The organism is Alcaligenes sp. EGD-AK7, assembly GCF_000465875.3.
Classification (GTDB): Bacteria; Pseudomonadota; Gammaproteobacteria; order Burkholderiales; family Burkholderiaceae_B; genus Alcaligenes; species Alcaligenes phenolicus.
The window spans coordinates 353,324-365,233 of the sequence record NZ_AVOG02000023.1 but is presented as its reverse complement, the minus strand read 5'-3'; the positions used below and the strand labels follow the sequence as shown (position 1 = coordinate 365,233).

General features: G+C 58.4%; 13 protein-coding genes. 5 read left to right on the top strand and 8 right to left on the bottom strand.

Annotated elements, in window-relative coordinates; genetic code table 11:
• Positions 1 to 65 precede the first annotated feature (65 nt).
• Complete coding sequence (locus N879_RS12630) at positions 66 to 986, top strand: LysR family transcriptional regulator (protein WP_009462767.1); 921 nt, start codon at positions 66 to 68, stop codon at positions 984 to 986.
• 86 nt (positions 987 to 1,072) lie between these two features.
• Here N879_RS12630 and N879_RS12625 read toward each other — a convergent pair whose 3' ends face one another.
• Together N879_RS12625 and N879_RS12620 are read right to left on the bottom strand one after the other, a co-directional pair.
• On the bottom strand, positions 1,073 to 1,564 hold the full coding sequence (locus N879_RS12625) for a GNAT family N-acetyltransferase (protein ID WP_009462765.1): 492 nt from the start codon (positions 1,562 to 1,564) through the stop codon (positions 1,073 to 1,075).
• Between the two features lie 40 nt (positions 1,565 to 1,604).
• A complete protein-coding gene (locus N879_RS12620; protein ID WP_009462763.1) occupies positions 1,605 to 2,708 on the bottom strand; it encodes a DUF418 domain-containing protein in 1,104 nt (367 codons plus the stop codon).
• A 78-nt stretch (positions 2,709 to 2,786) separates the two neighbouring features.
• Here N879_RS12620 and N879_RS12615 point away from each other — a divergent pair, with 78 nt between their 5' ends.
• The 4 genes from N879_RS12615 to N879_RS12600 all read left to right on the top strand — a co-directional run bounded on the left by N879_RS12615 (position 2,787) and on the right by N879_RS12600 (position 5,409).
• The gene (locus tag N879_RS12615) at positions 2,787 to 3,374 is read left to right on the top strand and encodes a TetR/AcrR family transcriptional regulator (protein ID WP_009462761.1); all 588 of its coding nucleotides are present in this window, start codon (positions 2,787 to 2,789) and stop codon (positions 3,372 to 3,374) included.
• Between the two features lie 34 nt (positions 3,375 to 3,408).
• Positions 3,409 to 4,026 carry a GrpB family protein gene (locus tag N879_RS12610; protein WP_009462759.1) on the top strand — a complete coding sequence of 206 codons (618 nt, stop codon included), beginning with the start codon at positions 3,409 to 3,411 and terminating at the stop codon, positions 4,024 to 4,026.
• A 100-nt stretch (positions 4,027 to 4,126) separates the two neighbouring features.
• On the top strand, positions 4,127 to 4,561 hold the full coding sequence (locus N879_RS12605; RefSeq protein ID WP_009462757.1) for an acetyltransferase: 435 nt from the start codon (positions 4,127 to 4,129) through the stop codon (positions 4,559 to 4,561).
• A gap of 77 nt (positions 4,562 to 4,638) precedes the next feature.
• Complete coding sequence (locus tag N879_RS12600) at positions 4,639 to 5,409, top strand: APH(3')-II family aminoglycoside O-phosphotransferase (RefSeq protein WP_021447065.1); 771 nt, start codon at positions 4,639 to 4,641, stop codon at positions 5,407 to 5,409.
• A 153-nt stretch (positions 5,410 to 5,562) separates the two neighbouring features.
• Here N879_RS12600 and N879_RS12595 read toward each other — a convergent pair whose 3' ends face one another.
• From N879_RS12595 to N879_RS12570, 6 genes are all read right to left on the bottom strand, one after another.
• The gene (locus N879_RS12595; RefSeq protein ID WP_009462755.1) at positions 5,563 to 6,333 is read right to left on the bottom strand and encodes a 2-keto-4-pentenoate hydratase; all 771 of its coding nucleotides are present in this window, start codon (positions 6,331 to 6,333) and stop codon (positions 5,563 to 5,565) included.
• 6 nt (positions 6,334 to 6,339) lie between these two features.
• Entirely contained in the window at positions 6,340 to 7,005 is a 666-nt protein-coding gene (locus N879_RS12590) for an aspartate/glutamate racemase family protein (protein ID WP_009462753.1), read from the bottom strand.
• Positions 7,006 to 7,012: 7 nt separating this feature from the next.
• Entirely contained in the window at positions 7,013 to 7,651 is a 639-nt protein-coding gene (locus N879_RS12585) for a flavin reductase family protein (protein ID WP_009462751.1), read from the bottom strand.
• Position 7,652: 1 nt separating this feature from the next.
• Positions 7,653 to 8,915 carry a Zn-dependent hydrolase gene (locus tag N879_RS12580; protein WP_009462749.1) on the bottom strand — a complete coding sequence of 421 codons (1,263 nt, stop codon included), beginning with the start codon at positions 8,913 to 8,915 and terminating at the stop codon, positions 7,653 to 7,655.
• Positions 8,912 to 10,279, bottom strand: a complete 1,368-nt coding sequence (locus tag N879_RS12575) for a dihydroorotase (protein WP_009462747.1) — start codon at positions 10,277 to 10,279, stop codon at positions 8,912 to 8,914. Before N879_RS12575 ends, N879_RS12580 begins: the two co-directional genes overlap by 4 nt.
• A 122-nt stretch (positions 10,280 to 10,401) precedes the next feature.
• The gene (locus N879_RS12570) at positions 10,402 to 11,910 is read right to left on the bottom strand and encodes an amidohydrolase family protein (protein ID WP_009462745.1); all 1,509 of its coding nucleotides are present in this window, start codon (positions 11,908 to 11,910) and stop codon (positions 10,402 to 10,404) included.

Here is an 11,910-nt window from a genome sequence, read left to right as displayed (position 1 = left end):
CTTGTCGTTGTACTATTTCCAACACACATAATAGAGAGCAAAAAACGACTTGAGGTGGTGTCAGCGTGCTATCTGATATTTACAAAACATATAACTGGACGCTGGCCGAGCTGCATGCTTTCTGCCTGATCTGCGAATGTCAGAACCTGAGTCAGGCCGCGCTGCGTATCGGGATCAGCCAGTCGGCTATTTCCCTGATGGTGCAACGTTGGCGACAGGCGCTGGGTGATCCTTTGTTTGTACGGGCGCGCTATGGTGTGGCACCCACGCAGATCGCCATTGCACTGCGCGAAAAACTGCAACCGTTGCTGGAAGAAGTGGGCATTGCCTTGACGCAAACCCAAGGCTTCAATCCTGCTCAGTCTACGCGTGTTTTCAAGGTCCATATGACGGATATCGGCCAACTGGTTTTTTTGCCGGGGCTGAACAATTTTGTCGCCAAACACGCGCCGGGTATTCGTCTGGTCATCAAGAATCTGGGCTGGGAAGCGCTGGAAAGTGGTTTGAGTTCGGGCGAGATTGATCTGGCGATTGGCTCTTTGCCCATGATTAAAGGGCGAGTGCATTCGCGCGTGTTCCGCCACGAGCGTTATGTGACAGCCATGCGCAAAGGCCATCCCCTGGCCAGAAATGAGCTGGATCTGGAAGCCTTTGTGGCGGCTGATCATCTGGCCATTGATGCCACCAGCAGCGGGCATTCTCTGGTGGAAAACGCCCTGCGCTCCCTGGATATGCGGCGCAATATCAGCCTGACGATTCCCCACTATCTGGCTGCGGAGCAGATTCTGGTCAACAGTAATTATTTGCTGACCGTGCCCAATGTGGCCGTCCTGTCTTTCCAGGACCCTGCCGCCTTGTGCATTGTGCCTACGCCGCTGGCTCTGCCCAGCTTTGATGTGCGCGTACATTGGCATGAGCGCAGTCGACAGGACGAAGGCGTGCGCTGGTTGCGCACGGCCATTTCGGATTTGTTCGGGCAGCGCTAAGCCTATTTGGTGATTAGGATGCGGTTTGCACAAGGGCTGCACACGGTTTGCGAAGGCCGTCGTTCAGCACCTTGCCCATTTGGCTATCAAGCAAATTTCAGCACGGCTTCCAGCTCGTGCTCCCCATAGGTGCCGCCTGTCAGCTCAAAGCCCAGTTTCGAGTAGAACGCTTCCGGGCTGCCTTCACCTCGGCTATAGCCTAGCCTAATTTCCTTGTAGCCCTGGTACTTCAGATCATGGATCAGCAGTGCAATTGCTTTGCACCCGAAACCCAGGTTTTGGAAGGGGGCTGCAATCATGAAACGCCATAAAAAGGCACCAGGATACAGAATGCCTTCGTCGTGGTCGGCACCGATATGCAGCATGATAAAGCCCACCAGGGTGTCATCGGCGTAGATGGCACGGAACCAGGCATTCTCGGAAAAGTGCGCCTCTGCAATGGAGGTGCCATTGTCGGCAATCATGCTGCGCTGTGCGGGAGACAGGGTCTCGCTTAGCTCACATACCTCGTAGACGGTTTGCGAGTTGATGCGACGAAAAGAGACGGTGGCGTCTTTGGAAACGGTTTGTTCACTCATATGAATTCAAGGTTTCATGTTCAGCTAAAAGGCGCTCGGTTCAGGCGTGTTTGGACCCGTAGGTGATGCGTCGTAGAACCGCCTCCAGTGGGCCACGTCCCCAGCGCTGGGCGATCAGGCCTGTCAGGCTCATGGCCAGCAAAGCCAGGCCAATGGAGATCAATAGCAGTGCTGCATTGCCAAAGGAGTCAAACAGATCCAGGCCATAGCTGCTGAAAATCAGACCAGCCAGAATGCCTTGGCTGACATAGGCGCTCAGTGAATTGCGGCCCGCCTCAATCAGTACATTGGGCAAGCTGAGCCATTGTCCGCAACGCAGCAGCAGGTACAGATACACCGTTGCTAGCAAGGGCGCGCCGATGGCGATGCTGAACAGACCCGTCAGCCCCATCAGGTTCTCTTCGTTGGTCACGGAGGCGCTAAAGAAGTTGATCGCCAAAGCCAATGGCAGGAGCCAGGGCAGGGCGCGCCCCAGCTTTTGTTGTCCGGCGCTATGAGCTTCAAAAAAGTTGCTTTTAGCCGCGGCCAAACCCATCAGCATGGCTCCAAAGGCCAGTGGACCCTGGTACAGAAACAGGAAAACAAAGGACTCCGGCCATTCGCTGATGCGTGCCAGCGTTGCCTCGGAGAAGGCACCGCCCAAGGAGTACACCGGGGCCATGTCTTCGCTACCGGCCAGCAGATAAGCGATCAGTGCCAGGCTGACAATTTCTACCAGCACCATCAACAACGCCACCTTGATCAAGCCGCGCGGGGAGAGCTTGCGTAGCGGCCAGATCAGCACACCCAGCACCGAGTAAAGCAGCAGGATGTCGCCGGTGAAAACCAGCGTCGCGTGCAAGCAACCCAGCACGGCCAGGCCGAACATGCGGCGGAAGTAGCGGCTGCTGAGGGGGACGCCAGCACGTTCGGCAGAGCGTGCCTGGATTTCTATACCCCAGCCAAAAATCAGCGAGAACAGCAGGAAGAATTTGCCCTGAAACAGAAATTCGATCAGGAAGGCAGCCATGTGGTCATAGGAGGAGGATGTGGCTGTCGGGCCACTGTCGCTCAGCGCCAGATAGGGCAGGTTCACCACACAAATACCGATCAGAGCGGCGGTGCGAATCAGGTCGATGGAGGAGTTTCGAGAAGCCGTAGACATGGATGTTTATTGATTGAGCGCTTGTTCAATGCCATAATATTGAGCGCTTGCTCAATATGTCAATAGGGAGGGAAGGTGATGAGTGAAAAAGAAGACAGTGCCACACGAATTCGACAGGCCGCGGTTGAGGTCCTGATGGAAGTTGGTGTTCGTGCCGCCACCACTCGCATGGTGACCGAACGGGCTGGTGTGGGCCGTGGACTGTTGAACCATTACTTTCGCTGGTCCGAACTGCGGGCCGAGGCTTGGGGCGAGATCTTCGATCAGCTCATGGAATGGGAGGCTGCGCAATCTGCAGACCCTCGAGTTCTGATGGAGGACTACCTGAAGACGGCTTTTGAAGAACGCAATCGCATTTATTGGTTTTTGTGGATTGATGCCACTGATCTGGCCAAAACCGATGCAGCCCTGGCCGTAGTGACCACCCGCGTGCATAAAAGAATGCTGGAACAACTGGCCTCTTACCTGAGTCGGGGCACGGAGCAAGGTTTTTGGCAGGTACCCGATGCCCAGGGCACGGCACTGCGTTTATCTGCGATGTATGACGGCTTGGCCAATATGCTGTTGACCGATTTTACGGATCTGAGCCCTGCCCAGGCCGAGCAGCATTTGCGTCATTTATTTTTTCTGGAAACCCGGCCGATTCTGTCCGGCTCACAAGGCTGAGGGTGCAAGGTCCGTCGTATCAAGGAGAAGTTGTTTGAATAATCAGAACAAAAATGTGCCTGTACGGGCACTGGATAGAATCACCACCTTCGAGGATGGCGACCCCAATGAGAATCCCTGGGTGGCAGGCCAGCCTAAAGCAGAGCTGATCGAGGTTCAGGACTACGACGCGAACTGGCCGGTGCTGTATCAGCGCTTGAGTCAGGAAATTCAGGCGGCCCTGGGCAATAAGGCCCTGACTATTGCGCATGTGGGCTCGACCGCGGTGCTCGGTCTGCCTGCCAAGCCTGTGATTGATATTGATGTGCTGGTGGCCGACCCGGAGCAGGAAGAGGACTATGTTCCTGCGTTGAACGCCTTGGGTTATGAGTTGAGCATACGTGAGCGCTCCTGGTATCAGCACCGCATGCTGCGTCAGGAAGAGCCGCGTGTGAATCTGCATGTGTTCGGCCCGGATTGCCCTGAACATATTCGCCATATCCTGTTTCGGGACTGGCTGGGTACGCATCCCGAGGATTTGCAGCGCTATGCTCAGGCCAAAATGCAGGCTAAAGAAGGGGCTGGCAGTGTGCGGGATTACAACCAGCGAAAGCAGGCAGTAGTGCGGAATATTTATCAAAAGATTTTTGCATCGCAGGGACTGTTGTCTTGAGCCTGGCCGGTGTTCTTGTCCCGGCTGCAGCCTTGACGTACCTACCGCTGACATCAGTGTCCTGCTTGCCAGCTAACACTTTACACACAGGATGCGCCCCATGAGGATTCGTCATTCGCGCCCGGAGGACGGGCAACGTGCGGTTGAAATCTGGCGCAAGGCCGTGGATGCCACGCACGATTTTTTATCCGTGCAGGATCGTCAGGAAATTGATGTCATGGTCTGCGGTTTTCTGCCCCAGGCCAGTTTATGGTTGGCGGTGGATGAGACGGATTACCCGCTGGCTTTCATGTTGCTTGAGCAGGGCCATATGCAGGCCTTGTTTGTGGACCCGGACAGCCGTGGAACGGGCGTAGGCAAGGCTTTGGTGCTGCATGGCTTGAGCCTGCATCCCAGCATGACCACTGATGTGAATGAACAGAATGAGCAGGCTGTAGGCTTTTACGAAAAAATGGGCTTCAAGCGTATTGGACGCTCGCCCGTGGATGATCAGGGCAAGCCATACCCGCTGATTCACCTGCAGTATCAGGTCTGATGGGCATCACGGTTTGATTCGTTTGGCTTGATCCCTCCCTCCGTTTTTATCGACTGTTTTCAGCAAGGTTTTTAAGTATGAGTTTTCCTCTTGCCTGGCAAACCCGACTGGCTGCCGCCAAGGTACAACGTCAAACCATTGGGGAGTCCGGGGCTGATGTCTGGCGTCTGGACTGGCCGGATGGCTCCTGCCAGTTTGTGAAGGCAGAAGACGATCTGCCTTTGGCCGAGCTGCCCGATGAAATTGAGCGCTTGCGCTGGATGCATACGCAAGGTCTGCCTTGCCCAGAGGTGCTGGATACCTTGTTGGCGCAGGGCCGCCATTGGCTGCTGATGAGTGCTGTTCCTGGGCGCGATCTGGCCTGCACTGAAGGCCTGTCTCCCCAGCAAACCGTGGAGTTACTGGCTTCGTCCTTGCAAGGCCTGCACCGCTTGCCACTTGAAGCCTGCCCCTTCGATCATCGCCTGGAGCATCGGTTGGCCGATGCAAGTGCCAGGGCGGAAGCGGGCCTGATTGATGAAGAAGATTTTGACGATGAGCGTCAGGGCATGCCGGTTCAAAACCTATTGGACGAACTGTATGCCAGCCGCCCAGGACAAGAAGATCTGGTGGTCACCCATGGCGATGCCTGCTTGCCCAACTTCATGGTGCATCAAGGGCAGTTCAGCGGTTTTATCGACTGCGGACGTTTGGGCGTGGCAGATCGTTATCAGGATCTGGCGCTGACGGCGCGCAGCATAGAGCGCAATTTGGGCAAGGAGTGGCTAGCGCCTTTCTTTGCTTTGTACGGCGTGGAAATGGATGCCGAGCGCATCGCTTTCTTCTGCCTGTTAGATGAGTTTTTTTAAACCCGACAGGTCGTTGTCTCCCAAGGTCAGCCACTATTGGCAAATCGGCTTTGCACGCGGCATTCCCTAGACCAGCAGTGCAGAGCTTGTGCTGTCTGATGAGAGGCTCTGTCGGGCAAAACCAGCGCCGTTTCGGACGCTGGCGATGTGATCTTAGGCGCAGATAAAGTTCAGCTCGCCGATCCCCTGAATGGCCGCCTGAATCCGGTCGCCGGGGGCGGCATACAGCATGGGTAAACAGGTGCCCGTAATGATGACCTGCCCTTTTTGCAGCCCGCCAAGGTGGTGACTGCCTTGATTAGCCAGCCAGATGAGCAGTCGCGTCAGCTCACCCGCCGGGTTCTGGTTCGGGCCTTGCAGCAAGGGTTGCTGCCCCACTTGCAGGCGTGCCCATGCAGGTTGTAGCAGTGCCATATCCTGCGCGGCGACACCTTGCGGCTGATAGACCAGCGCACCGTGGCTAGCCAGATCGGCCAAGGTGGATAGACGGCCTACGGAGTCACGCTGCGCAAAGCGGGATTCCACAATTTCGACGGCTACACAGATCTGGCTGACCGCCTGCCAGATTTGTTCCATGGAATACGGTGCCTGGCCGGGCGGCAAGTCTTGTCCCAGAATCAGGCCGATTTCCACTTCTATGCCGCGCAAGGACAGCTCCTTGCTGGATGGCACATCCGGGCTGGCGTAACGAGAACGCCGGGGCAGGGGGGCGCAGGTGGGCGGGGCCACGCTATTGGCCGCGCCGACTTTCCAGCCTCCTATGGGGCCCAGGGTTTCCATTTGCACGGCCTGGACGCGATAGGCCTGATCAAAAGACACAGGTCGCAGCGCGTCGGGCCAGTCTTCGATGGGACGGTGTTCTTGGCGGGCCTGGAGCAGACGTTGTGCCGTCGCCAGGCAGTCGGTTTGCAGTGTGGTACTCATCAAGGCTTACCAGCCTAATAAGCAACGGCCCAAGGCCACCGCAACGGTGGCCTGCGTGGGCTCCACGACGGCAATGCCCAAAGCCTGTTCCAGCGCCTCGCGCTGATTGGCCATGCCAGCACAACCCAGCACCACCACATCAGCACCGTGCTCATCGCGCAGGCGCTGGCCGACTTCTGTCAGACGTTGCAGGGCTTTTTTCTCGTCAGCCAGCTCCGACACGCCCATATTGATAGCCAGGTCGGCGGCCAGGCGATCAGTCACCCCCATTGCACCAAAGTAGCGCAGGTGACGCGGGATAGAGGCCTGCAAAATGGACAGCACCCCAAAACGCTGACCCAGTGACAAGGCGGTCAGCACGCCGGTTTCGGCAATGCCCAATACAGGCACATCCACCGCTTCGCGCAAGGTGTACAGGCCGGGGTCGCTAAAGCAGGCCACCACATAAGCAGCGGCGTCTTCCTTGACGCTCAGGGCCTGGGCGCGCAAGTGAGGGATCAGGGTGTCAATATCGGTCTGGCTTTGTACACCCGCCGGGCCTTGGGGCAGGCGCAGGCAGGAGATGGCCGGGCCATCGGCCAGACGCAGAGGCTGGACAGCACGGTCCAGGCCATCCGTTACGATCTGGCTGGAATTGGGGTTCAGAACGTAGATATGAGGGCGACGGTTCATGATGTTTTTATGTTTGGGTGGGCGGTAGCCCGTTTTGGTGGCTTAGTTTTTCTGACTGAAAGCGGCCTTGCAGTCCGACATACCAGTCAGAACCATGCATGCGTCCGATTGGGTCGTAAGCATCGATATCAATGCGCCCTTCAGGTGTCAGGATGGCGTCGTCGCAGTGCAAATGCAGGATTTCGCCAATGACGATATGGCGTAGCGGGCCCAGGTCCAGCGCGGTGTGCAAGCGGCATTCAAACTGCACTGGGCATTGGGCGATACGGGGCGGCTGCACTTGCACGCTGGGGGCCAGATCCAGGCCCGCCTGCAGGTGCTCGGCCTGACCGGTCGGGTAAGCAATGCCGCAGATGTTCATGGCGCGTGCCATCTTGGCGCTGATCAGGTTCACCACAAACTGGCCGGTGGCCAGGAGATTGCGGGTGGTGTCTTTCAGACCATCGGCAGAGTGCGCATCGTTTTCCAGGCCCAGTGCCAGTACGGCAGGCTCCGAGCCCATCACATTGAAAAAACTGAACGGGGCCGTGTTCACGCGCCCCTGCTGGTCACAGGTCGTGACCAGGGCAATGGGGCGCGGCAACACGGTGTTGACCAACAAGCGGTAGCGTTCGCGTTCGCCAAGCTGATCACAGGACCAGTCCATGTCAGCTCTCCAGGCTCTGGTCCAACATGACAACGGTCTGATACAGAACCCGCGTACCGTCCAGAAGCTGCTCGGACGTAATGGATTCTTCAGGGCAATGGCTGCGACCATTCAGGCAGGGAATGAAGATCATGCCCATGGGGCCGCTGGGTGCCATGTAAACCGCATCATGACCGGCGCCGCTAGGCATGACCATGCTCGGGTATCCCAAAGCGCTGGCAGCCTGCTCGATGATGCTCATCACCTCGGGCGTGCAGTCCGTGGGTTTGGCCAGGCTGACTTGCGCCGCGTCCAGACCCAGGCCCATGGCCTCGATTTCCGGGCGCAACTGGGCCAGCAGTTCCTCAGTGAAGTTCTGCATCAGCTCCTGACGGTCGCTGCGTACTTCCACCATCATTTCTACGCGTCCGGGAACGGCATTGGAGGCGTTGGGTGTCAGGTTCAGGTTGCCAATGGTGGCGACCAGATAGTCTGGTCCCCCCAGAGCCCGGCGGGCCTTGCGGTCCACTTCACTGATGATCAGGCTGGCACCGACCAGGGCATCACGACGTATGTCCATGGGTGTGGTGCCTGCATGGTCCGGGCGACCTGTGATGATGATGCGGTGGCGGCAAATACCCACGATATTGCTGACCACGCCGATAGGCAGATTGCGCGATTCCAGTACCGGGCCTTGTTCGATATGCAACTCGACAAAGGCGGCGGTATCACCGGGCGCACGACGGGCCTGGGCCAGTTCCTCGGGGCGGCCACCGACGCGGGCAATGCCTTGCGCCAGCGTTTCGCCCTGCGGATTGCGTTCGGCCAGCATGGCGTCGGACAAGACCCCGCCCATGGCGCGGCTGCCTACGCAGGACACGCCATAGTCGCTAGGCTCCTCAGAAAGAAAATCCACCACTTCAAAAGGGTGGTCCAGCTGGATGTTCTGCTCGTTCAGGCAGCGGGCCACTTCCAGCCCGGCCAGCACGCCGATGATGCCGTCGTAGCGTCCGCCATACATCACGGTGTCGCAGTGGGAGCCGGTGGTAATCGGTGCCAGGCCGGGCTTGCGCCCTTCGCGGCGACCGATCAGATTGCCCGCGGCATCCATGCGTACGGTCAGGCCCGCTTCTTCGAACTGTTTCAGCAGCCACTGACGCGATTGCAGAAACAGATCGGAGAATGCACGGCGTGTCCAGGGCTGGTCGGGTAGCGTGAACGCGGCCAGCTCCTGGGTGCTGCGCCACAGGCGCTCCTGATTCAACAAGGGCATGGCCAGACTCATGACAATTCGCCTGCCTTGTGCGGACGGATGAACTGACCGTCGCCCGCTGCGTTACGCACGGTTTTGCCGTCCCAGGCCAGTTGGCCGCGCACATAGGTGGCTTCCACACGCACTTGGAACTCGCGGTCCTCGAAGGAGCTCCAGGTGACGGCGGACAGGCTGGTGGACGGGTCAAAACGGTAGGTTTCGGGTTTGACGATCACGATATCGGCGTCTGCGCCCACATTCAGCGAACCCTTGCGGTGTTCCAGCAGGAAGTGTTGGGCAGGGCCCCAGCACAATTGCTTGACGACCATAGTGGGGGAAATGCCGTGTTCGGCGCAGCCTGTCCAGAAGGCGGGCAGCAGGGTTTCCAGACCAGGACCACCAGAGGAGTTCTGGAACACATTGTCAAACTGCTTGCGCTCCAGGCCCCAGCTGACGTGGTCGGAGGACACGAAGGTACATTCGTCGTTGGCAATGTGGGTCCAGAGCAGATCCATTTCCGCCTTGGGGCGAATGGGAGGGTAGTGCTTGGTCTTGGCACCGAAGCGGCGGGTGTGTTCTTCGTGGTTCAGCATCAGGTACTGCACGCAGGTTTCAATCGACGCTTTGTGACCTGCCTGACGGTACATATTGCAGATTTCAAACCCGCGCGACAGAGATACGTGCACGGCGTGGGCGCGGGCACCGGTCTGGGCACCGATTTCATAAATGGCACTGGTGGCCAGGTTTTCGATCAAAGGGGTGTGAGCGCGCAAGAAGGCGTCCCAACCCGTATCACCGGCTTCGACCATGCGCTTGATGTTCTTGCGTGTCAGTTCCTGGTCCTGGTTGTGGACACCGCAGGCCAGGCCGGAGGGGGCAATCAGGCGGAAGGCTTCCATCAGGATGTCTTCTTCCACGCGCGGAAAGCGGTTGGGGCTGGCTTCAAAGGTAGAGAACTTGAAACCGCAAACGCCGCCTTCAATCAGGCCAGCGGCTGCTTCCAGACCGTGCTGGTCGTTCAATGTGCCGTAGCAGGCCACGTCCACGTGGCAATCGCTTTCAATGCGGGCAATCTTGTCTTCCAACTGCGGGCGGGAGGCAACGGGTTCGGGATCGTCGTACGGCATTTCCACCATGGTGGTCACGCCACCGGCGGCCGCCGCACGCGAGGCCCAACCCAGACCTTCCTGATTGGCCTGGCTACCAGAGTGCACCTGACCGTCCAGCACGCCGGGCATGACCCACATGCCACGCGCATCCACATGTTCACGGGCCGAAGGAGCCGCGCCAACACCGCGGGCTGCTACTCGGCCTTCGCGGACGGCCACCCAGCCGTCAGTGATGATGCGGTCGCGTTCAACAATATTTCCTCGTACTACCAGATCAAAGTCGCTCATTATCTTCCTCCTTGGATGGCTCGGACCCGCGCATCTCGCGTGCCCGCAATCGTGTTCGTTTCCATGATTGAAGCAAATCCAGTCATGAATGTCGTATGCCTATTTATCGGTAAAACATAACGTCATGTTAAGTCTTGCTTGGAGTGCGCCCAGCGCTGCACGTGATAGCGGTCGTGGCCCAGGCACAGGCAGAACGAACCTACGGCTTTGGCCAGTTTTTCCGTGATGTGGCGCTTGTCGTAGGTATTGCGTGTGATGCGTTCCTGGGCCTGCTCCACTTGTTGGCGCAGGCGAGGCATATTCACTTGTGTTAACTGTCGGTCGCGCACGGCAAACTGGCCGTCGACCATCACATGGCGCAGCGCCAGCCCGTCTTCCAGATGCACCAGCTGATTGACCGTGTTGTTATGCGGAATCCAGTTGATATGGGCCAGATCCAGAAACACGATGTCGGCCTTTCGACCTGGTTCCAGACGTCCCAACTGCTCGCCCATGCCCAGGCAGCGGGCGCTGCCTTCGGTGGCGGCGTACAGCGCTTGTTCGGTTGTGACCCAGCGTTCTGTATCCGGGCCGCGCACCTTGGACGAGAAGGAGGCTAGACGCATGGCCTCGTACATATTCTGGTTATCGCCACTATTGGAGCCGTCCGTGCCCAGGCCCACGGTAATGCCGCGTTCCAGCATGGAGTTCACATCGGCAATCCCATTACCTAAACGCATATTGCTGCCGGGGTTGTGGGCTACCATGGCACCGCGTTCGGCCAGAATGTCCAGGTCGCGCTCGTCCAGCCAGATGGCGTGTGCCAGGGTGAAACGGGGCGAGATCAGGCCCAGCTTGTCCAGATGCTGAACAATGGTGGTGCCATAGCGTTTCATGCCGGTCAGGGCTTGCACATAGGACTCGCCAACGTGGCTGTGCAGGCCGATATTGCGCTCCGCGCTGATTTCACCGCAGCTTTGCAGGAACTCGTCCGAGCACAGCATGGGAATGGTCGGGGCCAAGGCCACGCGAATGCGGTCGGGGTTGTGCTGCTGATCCAGGAAGTCCGTCAGGCCTGATAGCGTGGCCCGGAACGACTGCGGTGCCAGTTGGGCCACAAACTTTTGCAGCTCTTCCGGTAGGGCTTCGATCAGGCCGGGGACGGACTGGTAAAAGGACAGGTCCGCCATCATGGGCGCTACCGTGGCTCGCATACCGGCATCCACATAGGCTTGGGCGACCGCATTCATGCCTTCCGCTGTGGGTACCGGGACTTCGGAGTACAGGTCGTAGCTGGCGGTACAGCCTTTGAGCAGCATTTCTGCCGCGTTCAACTGAGTGCTCAGGTATTTGTCTTCCAGATGGCGGTCGCCATTGATCCAGGGGCCGGCTGTCAATAGCAGTTCCAGCGACCAGCGATCCCCCATGGCCTTGGCATAGGTGCCGTGGCCGTGGGTGTGGGCGTTGATCAGGCCGGGGTGCAGCAGTTGGTCATCCGCTTGCACCACCGTGGCTTCAGACGGCGCGGGCAGGCCGGGCGGGCCCATGGCTTCGATCTCGCCATTCTTGATCAGAATGTCCAGAGGTTCGGCCTTGGCTTGGGCGTGGGCCAGCACCAGGCCCCCACGGATGACGGTATAACTTGATGTCAT

Excerpts from the sequence above, each read along its gene's own strand:
- N879_RS12625 (WP_009462765.1), bottom strand. The coding sequence starts at position 1,564 with ATGAGTGAACAAACCGTTTCCAAAGACGCCACCGTCTCTTTTCGTCGC.
- N879_RS12620 (WP_009462763.1), bottom strand. The coding sequence starts at position 2,708 with ATGTCTACGGCTTCTCGAAACTCCTCCATCGACCTGATTCGCACCGCC.
- N879_RS12615 (WP_009462761.1), top strand. The coding sequence starts at position 2,787 with ATGAGTGAAAAAGAAGACAGTGCCACACGAATTCGACAGGCCGCGGTT.
- N879_RS12605 (WP_009462757.1), top strand. The coding sequence starts at position 4,127 with ATGAGGATTCGTCATTCGCGCCCGGAGGACGGGCAACGTGCGGTTGAA.
- N879_RS12600 (WP_021447065.1), top strand. The coding sequence starts at position 4,639 with ATGAGTTTTCCTCTTGCCTGGCAAACCCGACTGGCTGCCGCCAAGGTA.
- N879_RS12595 (WP_009462755.1), bottom strand. The coding sequence starts at position 6,333 with ATGAGTACCACACTGCAAACCGACTGCCTGGCGACGGCACAACGTCTG.
- N879_RS12590 (WP_009462753.1), bottom strand. The coding sequence starts at position 7,005 with ATGAACCGTCGCCCTCATATCTACGTTCTGAACCCCAATTCCAGCCAG.
- N879_RS12585 (WP_009462751.1), bottom strand. The coding sequence starts at position 7,651 with ATGGACTGGTCCTGTGATCAGCTTGGCGAACGCGAACGCTACCGCTTG.
- N879_RS12580 (WP_009462749.1), bottom strand. The coding sequence starts at position 8,915 with ATGAGTCTGGCCATGCCCTTGTTGAATCAGGAGCGCCTGTGGCGCAGC.
- N879_RS12575 (WP_009462747.1), bottom strand. The coding sequence starts at position 10,279 with ATGAGCGACTTTGATCTGGTAGTACGAGGAAATATTGTTGAACGCGAC.
- N879_RS12570 (WP_009462745.1), bottom strand. The coding sequence starts at position 11,910 with ATGACATCAAGTTATACCGTCATCCGTGGGGGCCTGGTGCTGGCCCAC.